The sequence below is a fragment of the Sphingomonas sp. genome, assembly GCF_042095875.1.
Taxonomy (GTDB): Bacteria; Pseudomonadota; Alphaproteobacteria; order Sphingomonadales; family Sphingomonadaceae; genus Sphingomonas.
The window spans coordinates 26,070-44,316 of the sequence record NZ_JBELMJ010000024.1; the positions used below are offsets into that span (position 1 = coordinate 26,070).

Below are 18,247 nucleotides of genomic sequence, written 5' to 3' on the forward strand. Positions count from 1 at the left end.
ATGATCGGGCGCTGGCTGGCGGGCGCGCTCGCCGTGCTGCTGCTGGCGGCGGGGGCGATCTACCTGTTCGTGCCCGCGCCGCGGGTGCTGAGCTGGCTCGACGCCGCGATGGGCGGCGGGCGCGGGGTCGAGCTGGCCGGCGACGCGCTGGCGTTCGGGCGCACCGGGCAGACGCTCGACGTGTGGCGACCGACGGAGTCGGTCGCGGGCAAGCGGCCGGTGGTAATGTTCATCTACGGTGGCGGCTGGGCGAACGGGGATCGGCGCAGCTACGCCTTCGCCGCGCGGGCGTTCGCGCGCGCCGGGTTCGTCGTCGTCGTGCCCGACTATCGCAAGGTGCCGCAGGTGCGCTTCCCCGCGTTCGTGCAGGACGGCGCGGCGGCGGTGCGCTGGGTTCGCGACCACGTGGCCGACTACGGCGGCGATCCGGCCCGCGTTGCGCTCGCGGGGCATTCTGCGGGCGCGTACAACGCGGTGATGCTCGCGCTCGACCCGCGCTGGTTGCGCGCGGAGCGACCCGGCGATCGTCAAGGCAGCGGTGGGCCTGAGCGGGCCGTACGACTTCTACCCGTTCGACAAGCCGCGGTCGCGCGCGGCGATGCTGGGGGTGGCCGACCCGATGGCGACACAGCCGGTCACCTTCGCGCGCGCCCACGCGCCGCCGCTGCTGCTCGTCACCAGCACGCGCGATACGCAGGTGCGGCCGTACAATGCCCATCACCTGTTCGCGCGCGTGAAGGCGGCGGGTGGGCGCGCGAAGCTGGTCGAGCATGAAGGGCTGACGCACGAGAACGTCGTCATGGCGCTGTCGGTCCCGTTCCGCGACATGGCGCCGGTGCTGGACGAGAGTGTCGCCTTCATCGACGCGGCGCTGGGCCGATCCGCGGGGCCGACGAAATAAAGAAACGATTAGCGCTGCTTTCGCATTGCTTCCTTTCGCTTGAGCGCCGTTGCGGTTAAAGGCGCCCGCGATGTCACACCAACCACGCACCTTGTACGAAAAGGTCTGGGACGCCCATGTCGTGGAGCGTCGCGACGACGGTTCCTGCCTCCTCTACATTGACCGTCATCTCGTCCACGAAGTCACCAGCCCGCAGGCGTTTGAGGGGCTGCGCAGCGCCGGTCGCCGCGTGCGCCGCCCCGACCTGACGCTGGCGGTGCCCGACCACAATCTGCCGACCACCGCGCGCGTCGACGCGTCCGGGCGCGAGTTGCCGATCGCCGACGCGGAGAGCGCTGAGCAATTGGGTGCGTTGCGCACCAACGTCGCCGAGTTCGCCGTTCCCTACATCGACGCGCTCGCGGCCGAGCAGGGGATCGTTCACGTCGTGGGGCCGGAGCAGGGCTTCACCTTGCCCGGCACCACGATGGTGTGCGGCGACAGCCACACCTCGGCGCATGGTGCTTTGGGCGCGCTCGCGTTTGGGATCGGCACCAGCGAGGTCGAGCACGTGCTCGCGACGCAGACGCTGATCCTGTCGCCGTCCAAGACGATGGAGGTGCGCGTCGACGGCACGCTCGGCTTCGGCGTGTCGGCCAAGGACGTGGTGCTGTCGATCATCGGCCGGATCGGCGCGGCGGGCGGGACCGGCTACGTCATCGAGTTCACCGGCGAGGTGATCCGCAGCCTGTCGGTCGAGGGGCGGTTGACGATCGCCAACATGAGCATCGAGGGCGGTGCGCGCGCGGGCATGATCGCGCCCGACGAGACGACCTTTGCTTACCTGAAGGGCCGCGCTATGGCGCCGAAGGGTGCGGAGTGGGACCGCGCGGTCGAGTGGTGGCGCACGCTGCCGAGCGACGCGGGCGCGCGCTACGACCGCGTCGTGACGCTGTCGGCGAGCGACATCGCGCCCGCGCTCACCTGGGGCACCAGCCCGGAGGACGTGGTACCGATCACCGGCGTCGTCCCCGCGCCCGAAAGCTTCGCCGATCCGTCGAAGCAGGCGGCGGCGCGCAAGTCGCTCGACTATATGGGGCTCGCGCCTGGCACGCGGATGCAGGACGTTGCGGTGCAGCATGTCTTCATCGGCAGTTGCACCAACAGCCGGATCGAGGATTTGCGCGCCGCCGCGCACGTCGCGACCGGTCGCCGCGTCGCGGACGGCGTGCGCGCGATGGTCGTGCCGGGGTCGGGGCTGGTCAAGCGGCAGGCCGAGGCCGAGGGGCTCGACCGCATCTTCACGCAGGCCGGGTTCGAGTGGCGCGAGCCGGGCTGCTCGATGTGCCTGGCGATGAACCCGGACAAGGTGCCGCCGGGCGAGCGCTGCGCGTCCACGTCGAACCGAAATTTCGTCGGGCGGCAGGGTCCCGGCGCGCGCACGCATCTGCTAAGCCCCGCGATGGCGGCAGCGGCGGCGGTCAGTGGTCGGTTGACCGACGTGCGCGAGTTGATCTGAGACAAATAAACGGGGATTGGTGATGAAGATGGTTCTGGCATTCCTCGTCGCGGGTGCGGCGGTGAGCGGCGTCGCGGCCTATGCGGCGGTGGCGAAGACGCAGGCGGGTCCCGTCACCGCGCGACCCGCCAAGCCGGCGCGCTGACGCGATGGAGCCGGTGACGCGTGTCGCGGGGGGCGCCTACCCCTGGGGGCAGAAGAACGTCGACACCGACGTCATCATCCCCGCGCACTGGCTCAAGACGATCAAGCGCTCGGGGCTGGGGCGCGGCGCGTTCGAGACGGTGCGCGAGCAGCCCGGCAACATCTTCGACGATCCCCGCTACGCGGGCAGCCCGATCCTGATCGCGGGGGACAATTTCGGCTGCGGGTCGAGCCGCGAGCACGCCGCCTGGGCGCTCGCCGACATGGGCGTGCGCGCGGTGATCGCGCCGAGTTTCTCCGACATCTTCTCGGGCAACGCGTTCAAGAACGGCATCGTCACGGTGGTGCTGCCGCAGGACGCGGTCGACCGGCTGCTCGCGGTCGCCGAGGATCAGCCGATCACGGTCGATCTGGAGACGATGACGGTCACCACGCCGTTCCAGGATCGCTTCGCCTTCGATCTCGACCCGTTTCGCCGACGCTGCCTGATGGAAGGGCTGGACGAGGTCGGCCTGACGCTGGCAAAGGATACCGTGATTTCGAATTTCGAGGAGGCGATGCAGCGGCAGCGCCCCTGGATCGAGCAAAGGAGCGGAAATGCGGGCATTGCTGTCGAGGGCGCCGGGCGGACCTGAAACTTTGGAGATCGGCGAACTGCCCGATCCCACACCCGGCGCAGGGGAGGTCGTGGTCGCGATCAAGGCGTGCGCGATCAACTATCCCGACGTGCTCGTCATCGAGGACAAGTATCAGATGCGCCCGCCGCGCCCGTTCGCGCCGGGCGGCGAGGTGTCGGGCGTGGTCGAGCAGGTTGGCGAGGGCGTGACCCGGTACAAGGTCGGCGACCGCGTGATGGGCAACACCAGCATGGGCGGGTTGAGCGAGAAGGCGCTGTTCCGCGACACGGCCTTGTACCGGGTACCCGAGGAGCGCAGTTTCGAGGAAGCGGCCGCGCTGCTGCTGACCTACGGCACGACGATCCACGCGCTGGTCGACCGTGGGCACATCGAGCCGGGCGACAATCTGCTGGTGCTGGGCGCCGCGGGCGGGGTTGGACTCGCCGCGGTGGAGCTGGGCAAGGCGTTCGGCGCGCGCGTCGTGGGTGCGGTGTCGAGCGAGGAGAAGGCGCAGGCGGTGCGCGACGCGGGCGCCGACGAGGTCATCATCTACGGTCGCGGGCCGTTCGGGAAGGACGAGTCGAAGGCGCTGGCCGAGCAGTTCAAGGACAAGGGCGGCAAGGCCGGGTACCAGCTGATCTACGACGCGGTCGGCGGCGACTATGCCGAGCCCGCGCTGCGCTCGATCGGGTGGGAAGGGCGCTACCTGGTGATCGGCTTTCCTGCGGGTATCCCCAAGCTGCCGCTCAACCTGACGCTGCTGAAGAGCTGCGACGTGTGCGGCGTGTTCTGGGGCGCGTTCGCCGCGCGCGATCCGGAGGCGAACCGCGCCAACATCCAGCAGCTGTTCGATCTGTGGAAGCAGGAAAAGATCGCGCCGCGCGTGACGGAGGTGTTTCCGTTCGAGCAGGGCGGTCAGGCGATCGCCAAGATGGCGGCGCGCGCGGCGATCGGTAAGCTGGTGGTGCGCGTCGCCGACTAGCGCCCGGGCAGCCCGTTGCTTGTGCGTCCCGCGCGTTCTATCCGTGGGGGCATAGCAACGGGAGCTGCCATGACCGCCTTCGACGACCGCGACCGCGGGTTCGAGAACAAATTTGCGCGCGACGAGGAGATGGCGTTCCGTGTCACCGCGCGCCGCAACAAGCTGGTCGGGCAATGGGCGGCGGGGCTGATGAAGCTGACGCCGGAGGAAACCGACGCTTACGCCAAGTCGGTCGTGCAGGCCGATTTCGAGGAAGCGGGCGACGAGGACGTGGTGCGCAAGCTGCTCGGCGACCTGACCGCGGCGGGCGCCGAAGTCGAGGAGGCGCAGGTGCGGCAGGCGTTGGTGCAGCAGATGATCGAGGCGCGTCGACAGCTCCTCAAGGCGGAGTAGGCGCGATGCCGATGGAAGGTGACGAGATTGCCGCGCTGATCCGCGCCGGCATCCCCGACGCGGAGGTCGAGATGACCGATCTGGCGGGCGACAAGGATCATTGGTCGGCGCGCGTGACCAGCGCGTCGTTCGCCGGCATGCCGCGCGTGCGCCAGCACCAGGCGGTGTACGCCGCGCTCGGCGGGCGGATGGGCGGCGTGCTCCACGCCTTGCAGCTAACCACTGCCGTACCAAAGTAGGCGGCGTACCAGAGTAAACGGCATCGGGCCGATCGCCCTTCGAACAGGATCACAGAAACTATGACCGACGACACCAGCGCCCGCATCGATGCCGTGGTGAAGAACAACCCCGTGGTGCTGTTCATGAAGGGCACGCCGCTGTTCCCGCAGTGCGGCTTCTCCAGCCGCGCGATCGCGATCCTGGAGCGGCTGGGCGTCGAGTTCGAGAGCGTCGACGTGCTGCAGGACCAGGGCATCCGGCAGGGGATCAAGGCCTACTCGGACTGGCCGACGATCCCGCAGCTCTACGTCGGCGGTGAGTTTGTCGGCGGCTCCGATATCATGATGGAAATGTACGAGAGCGGCGAACTGGCCGAGTTGTTCGCGGGCAAGACCGCGGCGCAGTAAACCAAGGTCGGCGGGCGTCGCCGCTGCGGCGCTCGCGGACAATCGGTCGGGCGCTCGGACAACGGGCGCCTCGATGCTTTATTGTCTTTCTGGTAACCGGGTTGGACGGGCGCCGCGAGATCGAGAAAGCGGCGGCCCGTCCAGCTGAAGCGTCGATGCGCTCGGTAGCTTGATGACAGCTGCACCCGTCGTGCCAAAGCGCACGAGCGGCTGAAACACTCACCCGAAATGGTTAAGCCGCGTCTGACGCGATGCTCGCGTGTAAAGCTTGCCGACACCTCAGACCGTCTATTGACAACGTCTGTAATCGCTGGGAGACTACATCTGTTGGCGGTACAAGGATGGTGCAGGTGGCCGAGCGGATCAGTGATGCCGAGCACGCGGTGATGGAGGTGTTGTGGGAGGAAAGCCCGCTCACCGCGCAGGACGTGACCGAGCGCGTCGACCCCGGTCGCGCGTGGAGCGCCGCCACCGTCAAGACGCTGCTCGGCCGCCTGCTCGGCAAGGGCGCGGTGCGGCACGAGGTCGACGGACGCCGCTACCTCTACTCGCCCGCGGTCGCGCGCGAGGATTACGTCGCGGGCGAGTCGCGCAAGCTGATCGACCGGCTGTTCGGCGGCCGGCTGACCCCGCTGGTCGCTCATCTGGCCGAGCGCGACGAATTGTCGCGACAGGACATCGCCGAGATCGAGGCGCTGCTCAAGGCGTTGAAGCATTGATCGCGCTCCTGTTGGAGGCGCTGGCCGGATCGACCGCGCTGATGCTGCTGGTGCTGGTCGCTCGCGGCCCGGTGCGGCGCGCGTTCGGGGCCGAGATCGCCTATCTGCTCTGGACGCTGCCGGTGCTGCGGCTGATGCTGCCGCCGTTGCCGAGCGAGTGGAGCCCGTTCGGCGCGGCGCCAATGGTGGGCGCGGGCGCGCGCGCGATGACGCTGATCGCGCCGGCGGACCCGATCGCGCCGGTCGGCGTGGTCGCGGCAACGTCGGCGAGCGTGCCGATCGACGCCGCGACAATGGTGACGCTGGCCTGGGCGTCGGGCGCGCTGGCGATCCTGGGCGTCCAGCTCGCGCAGTACCTTCGCTTTCGCGCGCGCGTGCTGCGCGGGGCCGACGTGGTCGCGCGGGTCGGCTCGATCGCGGTGGTCGAGAGCGCGGGCGCGAGCGGGCCGCTCGCGTTCGGGCTGATCCGCCGCGTGGTCGCGTTCCCGCGCGACTTCGCCGAATGCTACGACGTGCAGGAGCGCGAACTCGCACTGGCGCACGAGATCGGGCACCACCGCCGCGGGGACCTGTGGGCGAATTGGGTGGCGCTGGCGATGCTGTCGCTGCACTGGTTGAATCCGGTGGCCTGGCTGGCATTTCGCGCCTTTCGTGCGGATCAGGAGATGGCGAACGACGCCGGCGTCCTAGCCGCCGTCGGAGCGGGGCAGCGCCACGCCTACGGGTGCGCGATCATCAAGGCGGCGCACGGGCGCGCGCTGACCCCGGCGTGTCACCTGAATACGGTCAACGACCTGAAGGGACGATTGCGGATGCTGGCGCGCGGACGCGTGTCAGGCAAGCGCGTCGCGGCGGGCGGCGCGGGGGTGGCGTTGCTGGCCTGCGCGGGACTGGTGCTGACGGCATCGGGCATGCCGGCGGTCGCGCGGGTGCGCGCGAGCGTCGAGCGGGTGACCGGCGTACGGCTGGCGACGCTCGACCACGACATCGCCGCCGGGCTGACGCCCGCGGCGCGGACGCGGACGACGCGAAAGGTGACGATCGTCGAGAACGGCCGCACGATCGTGCTGCGCGACCGCGACGCCGCGGCCTATATCGCGGCGCACCCGGTGCCGACTCCGCCCGTGCCGCCGATGCCGGTCGTACCCGACGGCGCCGACTGGCCGCCCACGCCACCGACCCCGCCTACCCCGCCGATCCCGCCCGCGGTTCCGTCGGTACCGGCGCGGTCGCTCAGCATGAGTGACGCGGAGGCTGTAGCCGCGAGCCGAGAGGCGCGGCAGGAGGCGGCCGCGACGGCGCGCGAGGCACGGCGCGAGGCGATGGAAGCGGCGCGGGAAGGGCGGCAGGACGCGATGGAGGCCAGTCGCGAGGCGCAGCGCGCGCGACAGGAGGCGATGCGCGAGGCGCACGCGTCGCTGCGCTCGGCGATGGCGAGCCTGGCGACGACGCGCGCGGAACTGGCCGCAGACCGCGCGCTGTCGGGCAGCGACCGCGCGGGTGCGCTGCGCGAGGTGGACGCGGCGCTCGCCAACGTGAAGGCGCAGATGGCGGCGATCGACTGACCCGTCCGGGCGAGCGCGCTTGCGTCGTCGCGCGCGACCCGCCATCTGCGTCGGCGATGGACGCCGTGCCGCCCCAACCTCTGCTGCCCCCACCGTCGCCGACCCCGCCACCGACCGGGCGCGCGATCGTGCTGGAGCCGCTGGTGACGCGGGTGCTGGCGCCCAACGCGTCGGCCTATACCTACACGGGCACGCAGACGCATCTGGTCGGTACGACCGACCTGGCGATCATCGATCCCGGCCCGGCGGACGCCGAGCACCACGCCGCACTGATGCGCGTGGTCGCGGGTCGGCGGGTCGGCGCGATCGTCGTCACGCACCATCACCGCGATCACAGTCCCGGCGCGCGTCGGCTGGCGCAGGAGACCGGCGCGCCGATCGTCGGCGCCGCGCCGTTCGGACCCGACGACGACGGCCCGCGCGCCGACGCCGCCTTCGATCACGATTACGCGCCCGACCGCGTGCTGGCGGAGGGCGAGTGCGTCCGCGGCGACGGCTGGACGCTGGAGGCGATCGCGACGCCCGGCCACACCAGCAACCACCTTTCCTTCGCGCTGCGCGAGATGAAGGCGCTGTTTTCCGGCGACCACGTGATGGGATGGGCGACCAGCGTCGTCTCGCCGCCCGACGGCGACATGGGCGATTACATGGCGAGCCTGGAGAAGCTGCTCGCACGCGACGACCGCGTCTATTATCCCGGGCACGGGCCGGAAATCGAGCGGCCGCAGCGGTTGGTGCGCGGGATGCTGGGGCACCGCAAGCAGCGCGAAGGGCAGATCCTGCGGCTGCTTGCGGAGGAAGCGCGGACGATCCCGGCGATGGTCGCGCGCATGTACGCCGGGCTCGACCCCAGGCTGGTCGGGGCGGCGGGCCGGTCGGTGCTGGCGCACCTGATCGACCTCGAGCGGCGCGGGCAGGTCCGCGCGGACGGCGATAGGTGGAGGGCGGGCGCGTGAACAACCTCGTGAAGTCCGCGCTGGGGCTCGCGCTGGCGGTGGCGATCGTCGTCGCGTCGCTGATCGGTTATCGCCGCTATACCGAGAGCTATACGGTCGCGACCGACGAGAATGATTTGGCGGTGGCACGGGTCGTGGCGGGCCGGCTGTTTGCCAGCAGCGAGCTGCGCGTCAGTCGACTGTCGGGCACGGTACAGGCGACCGCGGCGACCAGCCGGCTGTGGGGCTGGCTGAACGCCTCGCGCGTGGTCAAGGCGCCGTACGAGGTCGACTACTTCGTCGACCTGCGCCCGCTCGGCCCCGGCGACTTCCGCTACGACGAGCAGCGGCGCACGTTGCTGGTCGAGGTGCCCGACGTGGTGGTCGGCCGACCCAACGTCGACGAGGGTAACGTGACGGTCGACCAGACCAGCGGCGTGTTCGTGTCGCGCGACGCGATGGCGGAGCTGCAGCGCCGCGCCTCCGGGACCGCGACGCGCGTCGTCGAGGCGAAGGCGCGCGAGCCGCAGAATATCCTGAAGGCGCGCGAGAACGGGCGGGTCGCGCTGGAGCGGCTGTTCGCGGGGACGCTGGCGGCGGCGGGGCTGCCGGTCACGGTCGAGGTGCGCTTCGCGGGCGAGGCGCGCGGCAGCGACACGACCCGGTGGGACCTGACGCGCAGCCTGGAGGAAGTGCTCGGCAACGCCGGGTGACGGGCTTAACTTGATCGGGCGCGCGCGGTGGGCCACATCGCGCGCATGGAACAGCCCACCAACCTCTCCGGCCTCGACCTGCGCGCCGAGATCGACCGCCTCCGCCAAGAGCGCAACGCGGTGATCCTGGCGCATTATTATCAGAAGCCAGAAATACAGGATCTGGCGGACTTCGTCGGCGACAGCCTGGACCTCAGCCGCAAGGCGGCGGACACCGACGCGGACGTGATCGCGTTCTGCGGCGTGCGCTTCATGGCCGAGACCGCGAAGATCCTGAGCCCCCAGAAGACGGTGGTGCTGCCCGACATGGACGCGGGGTGCAGCCTGGAGGACAGCTGCCCGCCCGATCAGTTCGCGGCGTTCCGCAGGCAGCATCCGGACGCGATCGCGCTGACCTACATCAACTGCTCGGCCGAGGTGAAGGGCCTGTCCGACGTCATCGTGACGAGCAGTTCGGCCGAGAAGATCCTGAGCCAGATTCCGGCGTCGCAGCCGATCATCTTCGGCCCAGACCGCAACCTGGGCGGATACCTCGCGCGCAAGACCGGGCGCGAGCTGATCCTGTGGCCGGGCGTGTGCATCGTCCACGAGGCGTTCAGCGAGACCGAGCTGCTGAAGCTGAAGGCGCAGCACCCCGGCGCGCCGGTCGCGGCGCATCCCGAATGCCCGGCGGTGATCCTGGACCACGCCGATTACGTCGGGTCGACGCGCGGCATCCTGGATTACGCGATGGCGATGGCGGGCGACACGCTGATCGTCGCGACCGAGCCGCACATCATCCACCAGATGGAGAAGGCGCTGCCGGACAAGACCTTCATCGGTGCGCCCGGCGCCGACGGCAACTGCAACTGCAACATCTGCCCGTACATGGCGCTCAACACGATGGAGAAGCTGTACGTCGCGCTGCGCGACCTCAGCCCCCGGATCGAGATCGAGGAAGGGCTGCGGCTGCGCGCGAAGAAGAGCCTCGACGCGATGTTGGCGATGGCGAGCGGGTCGGTCGGGCAGGGCGACCTGGGCCCGGTGCGGGTCACCGGCGACTGAGGCGGCCGCGGTCGGAAGGTGAGGCGAAGGTGAGGCCAACGCGTGCCGATGCGCGCGCGGCGGCGATGAACCGAGCCGGCGTTCGGCAGCGAAAGGTGAGGCTAAGGTGAGGCCAATGCGTGCCGTCGCCGCGCGGCCGGCGTGGGGCGTAGTGGCGCCCGCTTACCTGCCGTTTACGCGCCGGGGGTACGCCGGCGACTATGGGGTACGATCATCGAACTAGCGCGTTGGCCGTTCTGATCGGCGCGGGCGTCGTCGGGGCGTTCGTGGGGGTCGGGTCGACGATGACGACGTCGCAGGGGCGCGGCGCAGCAGTAGCGCTCGCGCGAGATGCCGCGGTGGCGACCGGCGTGCAGCGGCGCCGCGCTCCGCAGCCGGGTGACTATTGGGGCGGGTGCCATGCCGCGCGCGCGGCGGGCACCGCGCCGATCTACGCCGGGGAACCGGGTTACCGCGAGGACATGGACGGCGACGGTGACGGCGTCGCGTGCGAGCCGATCCGCTGACGGCGCGCGACCGTTCCACCTGCGATGCGATGGCGGGCGCGAGTCGGGTTCGGGGATGAGAAGGAGCGTCGCGCGGGGCGATAGCGCAGCCGGCGGGCTGTAGGACAGCGCGGCCGATAAACGCTATTTGGCGAGGCGTCCGTCCTCCAGCGCGTCTAGCGCGAATGGGAACAGGATGTCGGGGTCGGGCTGCTTGATGTCGTGCGCGATCTCGTCGTCGGCGATTTCGTGGAGCAGGTGGCGGATGACCGCCTTGTGCGCCTTGGGCTTGCTGTTGGCGCGGACGCAGATCCACGGCGCCCACACGCTGTGCGTGCGTTCCAGCATATTGTCGCGCGCAGCGGAATAGTCGGACCATTTGTCCTGCGCGACCGCGTCGAGCGCGGATACCTTCAATGCCTTGAGCGGATTGGTGCGGCGCTTCTCGAGCCGGTGCGCCTGCTCGTCCTTGTCGATGTCGAGCCACAGCTTGACCAGCTTGATCCCGTTCTCGACCAGCATACGCTCGAAGTCGGGCACGTCGCGCAGAAACTGCGCCTGCTCGGCGTGGGTGGAGAAGTTGTTCACCACCTCCACCCCGGCGCGATTGTACCAACTGCGGTTGAAGATCACGAGCTCGCCCGCGGCGGGCAGATGCGCGACGTAGCGCTGCAGGTACCATTGCGACTGTTCGCGGTTGTTCGGCTTGGGCAGTGCGACCACGCGGGTGTTGCGGACCGACAGATGCTTGGTGATCGCCTTGATCGTGCCGTCCTTGCCGGCGGTGTCGCGCCCTTCGAGCACGACGACCGCGCGCGACCCGCTCTCGGCCATCGCGGCCTGCATGTGGACGAGGCCGAGTTGCAGTTCATGATCGTGCTTGGACTTGCCCACGTCGCCTCCTTGTTGCCGCCGCCGGTTGAGCGGGTGCGTCGGGAAGGCTACGCTTCGCGGATGAAATCGCTCCTTCCGCTCGTCTCGCTCCTCGCTGTCGCCGCCGCGCCGGTCGCGCCCGATCCTTATGCCTGGCTGGAGGACATCGAGGGCAAGCGCGCGCTGGACCAGGTGAAGGCGTGGAATGCCGAGACCGAGCGGGTGCTGACGCGCGACCCGCGCTACGAACAGGACCGCGCGCGTGCCAAGGCGATCCTGGACGACGAGGCGCAGATCGCCGAGCCCGAGGGCATTCTGGGCGACCGCGTGACGAACCTGTGGCGCGACGCGGCGCATCCGCGCGGGCTGTGGCGCGTCGCGACGCTCGCCAGCTACACCGCGGGCAAGCCGGAGTGGCGCACGTTGATCGACGTCGACGCGCTGGGCAAGGCCGAGGGCAAGAGCTGGGTGTGGCACGGCGCGCAGTGCCTGGAGCCCGATTATACCCGCTGCATGGTGGCGCTGAGCCCCGGCGGCACCGACGCGCAGGTGGTGCGCGAGTTCGACCTGGCGACTGGCCAGTTCGTACCCGGCGGCTTCGTGCTGCCCGAGGCGAAGAGCCGCTACACCTGGGTCGACCGCGATCACCTGCTGGTGGCGAGCGACTGGGGTGCGGGGTCGCTGACCGTGTCGGGTTATCCGCGGATCGCCAAGGTGTGGACGCGCGGCACGCCGATCACCGCGGCGAAGACGGTGCACGAGGCGCCGAAGTCGATCGTCGGGCTGGAAGTGCGCGGGCCGGTCGACGACCGGCAGCGCTGGCCGATCGTCGCGGTCAACACGACCTTCTTCCAGAGCGACTATATCGTGCGCATGCCCGACGGGCGCTTCGTGCCGCTGCGCCTGCCGCAGGGCGCGGACGTGCGCGACGTGATCGATGGGCGCGCGATCGTGTCGTACAGCAAGCCCGCTAACGGCTTCGCGGCCGGCGTGCTGGTCGCCTATTCGCTGGCCGACGCGGCGACGGGGCGCGCGACCACGCCCGAGCTGGTGATGGCGCCGAGCGCGACGCAGGCGGTCGAGGAGGTGAGCGCGACCGACCACGTCTTGTGGGTCAAGGTGCTGGACGATGTGTCGGGCAAGCTACTGGCGCTAAGGCGCGGCGGTGACGGCCGCTGGGCGCAGACGGCGATGCCGCTCGCCGTCAACAGCACGATCCACATCGTCGGCAGCTCGGGCGCGCGCGACCTGGCGTTCGCGACCGTGGAGGGGATGCTGACCCCGCCGACGCTCTACGCCGTCGGCGGCGATGCCAAGGTCGCCGCGGTGCAGTCGCTGCCGCCCAAGTTCGACGCGCGGCAATATGCGGTCGCGCAGCATTTCGCGACGTCGAAGGACGGCACGCGCGTGCCGTACTTCCTCGTTACCAAGAAGGGCGCGGCCAGCCCTGCGCCCGCGCTGATCCACGCTTACGGCGGTTTCCGCAACGCGCAGACGCCGACCTACCTGACCGACCAGCCGTATCGTGCCGGGCCGCTGGGGCTGTTCTGGGTCGAGCAGGGCAACGCATTCGTGCTCGCCAATCTGCGCGGCGGCGGCGAGTACGGGCCGAGCTGGCACCAGGCGGGGTTGCGCGAGAAGCGGCAGAATGTGTTCGACGACCTGCACGCGGTCGCGGAGGACCTGGTCAAGACGGGGGTGAGCGTCCCTAAGAAGATCGCGATCTCGGGTCGGTCGAACGGCGGTCTGCTGGTCGGCGTGGCGATGCAGCAGCGACCCGACCTGTACGGCGCGGTGATCGCGGGGTCGCCGCTGGAGGACATGCGGCGCTACTCGCACCTGTCGGCGGGCGCGTCGTGGATCGACGAGTACGGCGACCCCGACAAGCCGGCGGACTGGGCGTTCATCAGCCGCTACTCGCCGTACCAGAACGTGCGCAGCGGCGTGCGCTACCCGCCGGTGCTGTTCTACGGATCGACCAAGGACGACCGTGTCCATCCGGGCCACGCGCGCAAGCTCGCCGCGTTGCTGAAGGCGAACGGCAACACCGTCTACTTCCACGAATATCTGGAGGGCGGCCACGCGGTCGGTGCCGATCACGCCGAGGACGCGCGGCGCGCGGCGCTGCTCGACGCGTTCCTGCGCCGCGAGCTGATGGGAAAATAGGCAGCCGGGTCGCCGCTCGCGCGTTGTGAGCGGCCAGAGGGAGGCAAGATGACCAAGCTGTTCCACGTCAGCGACGTGCATTTCGGCGCCGAGGACCCGCGGGCGATCGCCTGGTTCGGCGAGCGCGTTTCGGCGGAGAGGCCCGACGCGGTCATCATGACCGGCGACCTGACGATGCGCGCCAAGCCCAAGGAGTTCCAGGCGGGCGGCGACTGGCTCCGCTCGCTCGGCGTGCCGGTGACGCTGGAGGTCGGGAACCACGACATCCCTTATTACTGGGACCCGATCCGACGGCTGTTCTCGCCCTATTCGCGCTACGCCGCGGTCGAGAAGATGATCGAGCGGCCGCTCGACATCCAGGGGATCGCGGTGATCCCGCTCAAGACCACCGCGCGCGCGCAGTGGCGCTGGAACTGGTCAAAGGGGCGGGTCAGTCCGGGGTCGCTGCGCCGCGCGCTGTCGCTGATCGCGGGGGTGCCGCGGGATCACCTGATCATCGTCGCGGGGCACCACCCGCTGATCGAGGGGCCGACCAAGGGGACTGCCAAGACGAAGTACGGCGACGAGGCGCTGGTCGCGCTGGCGCTGGCGGGCGCGAATGCGGTGCTTTCGGGGCACGTCCACGATCCGTTCGACGTGCCGTTCGTTCACGACGGGCGGACGGTGCGGCTGATCGGCGCAGGCACGCTGTCGAAGCGGGTGCGCCAGTCGCCGCCCGCGTTCAACGAGCTGCGCGTCGAGGACGGCGCGATCCGCACGATCGTGCGCACGATGGAGGGCGACCGAGAGATGCCGGTGGGCGCGCCGGTGCAGGCGCCGGTGTGACGCGGCTTTCGCTCGCCCCGGCGATGCTGGTGCCGCTGCTGCTGATCGCCGCGGAGCCGGCTGAGCAGGCCAGGCCGTACCGCGCGGACAAGGCGGGGCCGTCGCGCGCGGACAAGCGGCTGAAGGCCGACGTGCTGCGCGGGATGCAGCGCTACGTCGCGGCGGCGTATCGCTGTCCGCGGCTGCGCGCGGTGCAGGCGGCGTCGCTGCCGGCGCGCTTCCGCCGCGGGTCGCCGGTGTACCGTCGCGGCGGGCACTGGGAGCTGTGGTCCGCGAACGTGTGCGGGCGGCGGCGCAGCTTCGCGGTGGCGATGTGGCCGGGGCGGCGCGGCGGCGTCGACTTCACGATCGAGCCGCGCGAGAAGCCGCGGCGCTGAGTAATCAACGACGCAGGCGCAGCGTCGCGCCGATCGTGCGCGGGTCGCTGGGCGTCGCCAGGATCAGCCCGGAATTGCCCGCCTGAACGGTCACGTTCTGCACGTAATCTTCGTCGAACAGGTTGCGCGCGAACAGCGCCAGCTCCACCCCGTCGGCGAAGCGGTAGCCGAGGTTGGCGTTGGTCAAATTGTGGTGGCGGATATAGGTGAAGCGCGACAGGCTGGGGTCGCCGCTGTAGCCGCTGCGCGACGCGCTATCGAGGTGGAGGAAGACCGATCCGCTGCCGAGCGGCTGCTCGACGTCGGCGCCAGCGGTCAGCGTGACGCGCGGCAGGGAGGCGAGGCGGTGGCCGGTCAGGCTGCACCGCGTCGTCGCGGCGGTCTGTAGCTCGAGCGGGCAGGGGCCGGCGGGATAGTCGCTGTACGCGCCGTCGGCGTAGGCGAGGCCGGCGCGCAGCGACACGCCCGGCAGGACGAGCGCGGTCGCGTCCGCCTCGACGCCCTTCACGGTGACCTCCGGTATGTTGGACAGATAGCCGCGCAGCTGCGCGGTCTGCGTGCGGGAGTTCTCACCACGGTCGCCTGGAAGTCGCGCACCTGCGTGTAGAAGCCATCGACGTTGAAGACGAGGCGACGGTCGAACGCCTGCGTCTTGAGGCCGACCTCGTAAGTCTCGTTGCGCTCGGGTCGGACGACGGCAGTGGCGAGCACCGGGCGATTGTTGGCGTCGAGCGGCAGCCCCGACATGTTGATCCCGCCCGACTTGAACCCGCGCGCGTAGCTGGCGTAGCCGAGCACACCGGGCGCGAGGTCGACCGCGACGTTGGCGCGACCCGACAGGCTGCCGTCGCGGTCGCGCGCGGCGTAGGATTGCGGGCGCAGGATGTTCAACCGCGCATTGGCGAGCGCCGGGACCGTAGTCGCGGGGCCGCCCGAGACGGTCGTGTCGTACGAACCGCGCTTGTTCTCGTGCGTGTAGCGCAGGCCGGCGGTCAGCGTGATGCGGTCGACCACGCGCCAGTTCGCCTCGCCGAAGGCGGCGTAGCTGGCGCTGCGAAAATCGGTGCGACCGTCCTGCCCGTAGCCGTCGAGGAGGTTGGCGGGCACCGCGACCGGCGTCGCGTCGGTGGTGCTGGTCGGCACGCTCTGCCCGATCAGCCAGCCCGCGCCCGCGGGGCCGTAGATGCTGATCGGCCGACCGGTGATCGTCTGCAAGAAGGCGTAGAGGCCGACGACGTAGCCGAGGCGATGCTCGCCGTTGGAGGCGAGGCGCAGTTCCTGGCTCCACTGGTCCTGGCGCGAGGGGATGTGCTGGCTGAGCTGGATCGGCAGGCCGATGTAATCGCGGTCGTTCTCCGCGTCCCAATTCCAGAATCGCCAGGCGGTAACCGAGGTGAGCGTCGCCGCGCCGACGTTCCAGTCGGTGATCGCCGCCACGCCGCCCTCGTTGGTGTCGGTGCCGAGCGGACCGTCGATGTCGGTGACGCGGTCGCGGTAGTCGAGCGCGGGTAGCGCGTAGCCGAACTGGCGTGCGAGCGCGGGGAACTGGCGGTTGGCGGCGCGCAGGCTGGTGCCGACCGCGTAGGGCACCTGGGTGCAGCAATAGGCCTGGAAGTTGGTGAAGTCGGCCGAGAGGCGCAGCTGGACGCGGTCGTCGGGGCGGAACAGCAATTGCCCGCGCACCGCCTGCGTGCCGAGCGTGTTGGCGTCCCGGCCGGTGCGCACGTTGGCGATCACGCCGTCGCGGCGCGTCGACACGCCCGACAGGCGATAGGCGAGCGTGTCGCTGATCGGGCCCGACACCCAGCCTTTCGCCTGGACGAAGTCGAAGCTGCCGTAGGACAGTTCGGCGAACGCTTCCGGCGTGAAGCTGGGCGCGCGCGTGGTGATGTTGATCGCGCCCGCGGTGGTGTTCTTGCCGAACAGCGTGCCCTGCGGCCCGCGCAACTCCTCGACCTGCGCCACGTCGGCGAAGTCGAACGCGGCGGTGGCGGGGCGCGCGTGGTAGACCTGGTCGACGTAGAAGCCGACGCCCGATTCCAGCCCGTCGTTCGCCTGGCTGACCGCGACGACGCTGGAGCCCAGCCCGCGGATCGTGAAGGCGGTGTTGCGCGGGTTGGCCGAGGCATAGTTGAGGCTGGGGATCAGCGTGGTCAGCGCCTGCGTGTTCACCGCGTACGCCTGGTCGAGCAGGGTGCCGCCGACGACCGACAGCGAGGTGGGGATACGCTGCGCATCCTCGGCGCGGCGGCGCGCGGTGACGATGACGGTAGGGAGGCCGTCGAAGCTGTCCGCCGTCTGCTCGTCGGATGCGCTGCTCGGCGAGGGGGGCGGGCCGGCGGTCTGCGCCTGTGCTGGAAGGGCGAGCGTGGCGAGCGCGACCGGGGGCAGCAGGGTGGCGATCGGCATGATGTGGACCCTCTGGCGTGCCGGCGATGGTTTTGCGCTTCCTGGCGGGGTGCTCATGACGCTATGTTCGGGTGAATACAACAGCGATATTTGAGGGGATATGGCGGAGTGAGGGGAGCCGATGCCGTGCAGTTGCGGCGCGGGACGAGCTGCGTGTCTCTCCTAGTTCCGAACTCGATTCCGAGGTCTCGCTTTCCGAAGGAAGAAGAAGCGGGATCCCGGCGCGGGGCCGGGATGACGAGAGAGGGAGGGCGCGCTTCTCACGTTCTGGAGCCCAGCCGCATGTGGGTCCATTCCCCAGCGAGCACCGTCTCCGTCACCCACGAACGGAAACCGCCGCCCGGTTGCCCGGACGGCGGTTCCTTGTTCTCGGCGATTACCCGAACGATCAGTCGTTGAGGTACTCGCCCGCATCGGCGTCGGTGCCGGTGCCCGAGGGCACGACCTCGGCGAGCGGATCGCTGCCGGTGCCGGTGTCGTCGCGGGCGGAGCGCGCGTCCTCGGCGGCCTTGACCTGCGCGGCGGTGCCGGCGGCGATCATCGCCTCCTGCAACTTGCGCTGCTGGACCCGCAGCGCCGCGTCGCGCGACGAGGCGGCGACGCGCAGGCGGTTCATGCCCGCACCCGTGCCCGCCGGGATCAGGCGACCGACGATCACGTTCTCCTTCAAGCCCATGAGCGTGTCCTGCTTGCCCTGGACCGCCGCCTCGGTGAGGACGCGGGTGGTCTCCTGGAACGACGCGGCCGAGATGAACGAACGCGTCTGCAGGCTGGCCTTGGTGATGCCGAGCAGGACCGGCTTGCCCTGCGCCGGGTTCTGGCCCTTCTCGAGCTTGCTGTTCACCTCGTCCATCTCGTCGCGATCGACCTGCTCGCCCGCCAGCAGCGTGGTGTCGCCGCCGTCGGTGATCTCGACCTTCTGCAGCATCTGACGAACGATCGTCTCGATGTGCTTGTCGTTGATCTTCACGCCCT

General features: G+C 70.1%; 18 protein-coding genes and 2 pseudogenes. 17 read left to right on the forward strand and 3 right to left on the reverse strand.

Annotated elements, in window-relative coordinates:
• The 14 genes from ACFDS6_RS09975 to ACFDS6_RS10040 all read left to right on the forward strand — a co-directional run bounded on the left by ACFDS6_RS09975 (position 1) and on the right by ACFDS6_RS10040 (position 10,643).
• Positions 1-774: an alpha/beta hydrolase gene (locus ACFDS6_RS09975; protein ID WP_375272013.1), complete on the forward strand. Its 774-nt coding sequence runs from the start codon at positions 1-3 to the stop codon at positions 772-774.
• A 197-nt stretch (positions 775-971) separates the two neighbouring features.
• A complete protein-coding gene (gene leuC / locus ACFDS6_RS09980) occupies positions 972-2,399 on the forward strand; it encodes a 3-isopropylmalate dehydratase large subunit (protein ID WP_375272014.1) in 1,428 nt (475 codons plus the stop codon).
• A gap of 22 nt (positions 2,400-2,421) precedes the next feature.
• A complete protein-coding gene (locus ACFDS6_RS09985) occupies positions 2,422-2,544 on the forward strand; it encodes a hypothetical protein (protein ID WP_375272015.1) in 123 nt (40 codons plus the stop codon).
• Between the two features lie 4 nt (positions 2,545-2,548).
• Complete coding sequence (gene leuD / locus ACFDS6_RS09990; protein WP_375272016.1) at positions 2,549-3,178, forward strand: 3-isopropylmalate dehydratase small subunit; 630 nt, start codon at positions 2,549-2,551, stop codon at positions 3,176-3,178.
• Entirely contained in the window at positions 3,141-4,142 is a 1,002-nt protein-coding gene (locus ACFDS6_RS09995) for an NADPH:quinone oxidoreductase family protein (protein ID WP_375272017.1), read from the forward strand. The genes leuD and ACFDS6_RS09995 overlap by 38 nt, the downstream gene beginning before the upstream one ends.
• A 69-nt stretch (positions 4,143-4,211) precedes the next feature.
• Positions 4,212-4,535 (forward strand): DUF1476 domain-containing protein, encoded by a 324-nt coding sequence (locus ACFDS6_RS10000; RefSeq protein WP_375272018.1) that lies wholly within the window; start codon positions 4,212-4,214, stop codon positions 4,533-4,535.
• 5 nt (positions 4,536-4,540) lie between these two features.
• Positions 4,541-4,774, forward strand: coding sequence for a BolA/IbaG family iron-sulfur metabolism protein (locus ACFDS6_RS10005; RefSeq protein WP_026325827.1), 234 nt, complete (start codon positions 4,541-4,543; stop codon positions 4,772-4,774).
• A 60-nt stretch (positions 4,775-4,834) separates the two neighbouring features.
• Positions 4,835-5,161, forward strand: a complete 327-nt coding sequence (gene grxD / locus ACFDS6_RS10010; protein ID WP_375272019.1) for a Grx4 family monothiol glutaredoxin — start codon at positions 4,835-4,837, stop codon at positions 5,159-5,161.
• 350 nt (positions 5,162-5,511) lie between these two features.
• A complete protein-coding gene (locus tag ACFDS6_RS10015; RefSeq protein WP_375272020.1) occupies positions 5,512-5,880 on the forward strand; it encodes a BlaI/MecI/CopY family transcriptional regulator in 369 nt (122 codons plus the stop codon).
• Positions 5,877-7,445, forward strand: a complete 1,569-nt coding sequence (locus ACFDS6_RS10020) for a M56 family metallopeptidase (RefSeq protein WP_375272021.1) — start codon at positions 5,877-5,879, stop codon at positions 7,443-7,445. Before ACFDS6_RS10015 ends, ACFDS6_RS10020 begins: the two co-directional genes overlap by 4 nt.
• A gap of 56 nt (positions 7,446-7,501) precedes the next feature.
• Positions 7,502-8,401, forward strand: a complete 900-nt coding sequence (locus tag ACFDS6_RS10025; RefSeq protein WP_375272022.1) for an MBL fold metallo-hydrolase — start codon at positions 7,502-7,504, stop codon at positions 8,399-8,401.
• Positions 8,398-9,093: a DUF4230 domain-containing protein gene (locus tag ACFDS6_RS10030; RefSeq protein ID WP_375272023.1), complete on the forward strand. Its 696-nt coding sequence runs from the start codon at positions 8,398-8,400 to the stop codon at positions 9,091-9,093. Before ACFDS6_RS10025 ends, ACFDS6_RS10030 begins: the two co-directional genes overlap by 4 nt.
• Positions 9,094-9,138: 45 nt before the next feature.
• Entirely contained in the window at positions 9,139-10,137 is a 999-nt protein-coding gene (gene nadA, locus ACFDS6_RS10035) for a quinolinate synthase NadA (protein ID WP_375272024.1), read from the forward strand.
• A 227-nt stretch (positions 10,138-10,364) separates the two neighbouring features.
• Positions 10,365-10,643 carry an excalibur calcium-binding domain-containing protein gene (locus tag ACFDS6_RS10040; protein WP_375272025.1) on the forward strand — a complete coding sequence of 93 codons (279 nt, stop codon included), beginning with the start codon at positions 10,365-10,367 and terminating at the stop codon, positions 10,641-10,643.
• A gap of 123 nt (positions 10,644-10,766) precedes the next feature.
• Here the strand turns inward: ACFDS6_RS10040 and ACFDS6_RS10045 are convergent, their stop codons facing one another.
• Positions 10,767-11,516 (reverse strand): polyphosphate kinase 2 family protein, encoded by a 750-nt coding sequence (locus tag ACFDS6_RS10045; protein WP_375272026.1) that lies wholly within the window; start codon positions 11,514-11,516, stop codon positions 10,767-10,769.
• A 60-nt stretch (positions 11,517-11,576) separates the two neighbouring features.
• Here ACFDS6_RS10045 and ACFDS6_RS10050 point away from each other — a divergent pair, with 60 nt between their 5' ends.
• Genes ACFDS6_RS10050 through ACFDS6_RS10060 form a run of 3 tightly spaced genes read left to right on the forward strand, consistent with a single transcriptional unit; the run spans position 11,577 to position 14,863 of the window.
• A complete protein-coding gene (locus tag ACFDS6_RS10050; RefSeq protein WP_375272027.1) occupies positions 11,577-13,661 on the forward strand; it encodes a prolyl oligopeptidase family protein in 2,085 nt (694 codons plus the stop codon).
• A gap of 48 nt (positions 13,662-13,709) precedes the next feature.
• A complete protein-coding gene (locus ACFDS6_RS10055) occupies positions 13,710-14,486 on the forward strand; it encodes a metallophosphoesterase family protein (protein WP_375272028.1) in 777 nt (258 codons plus the stop codon).
• Complete coding sequence (locus ACFDS6_RS10060; protein WP_375272029.1) at positions 14,483-14,863, forward strand: hypothetical protein; 381 nt, start codon at positions 14,483-14,485, stop codon at positions 14,861-14,863. Before ACFDS6_RS10055 ends, ACFDS6_RS10060 begins: the two co-directional genes overlap by 4 nt.
• A gap of 4 nt (positions 14,864-14,867) precedes the next feature.
• On the opposite strand, the pseudogene ACFDS6_RS10065 reads toward ACFDS6_RS10060, so the two are convergent.
• A pseudogene (locus ACFDS6_RS10065) lies at positions 14,868-17,272 on the reverse strand (TonB-dependent receptor).
• Between the two features lie 388 nt (positions 17,273-17,660).
• Positions 17,661-18,247, reverse strand: a pseudogene (locus ACFDS6_RS10070) (DNA-directed RNA polymerase subunit beta'); the annotation flags it as partial.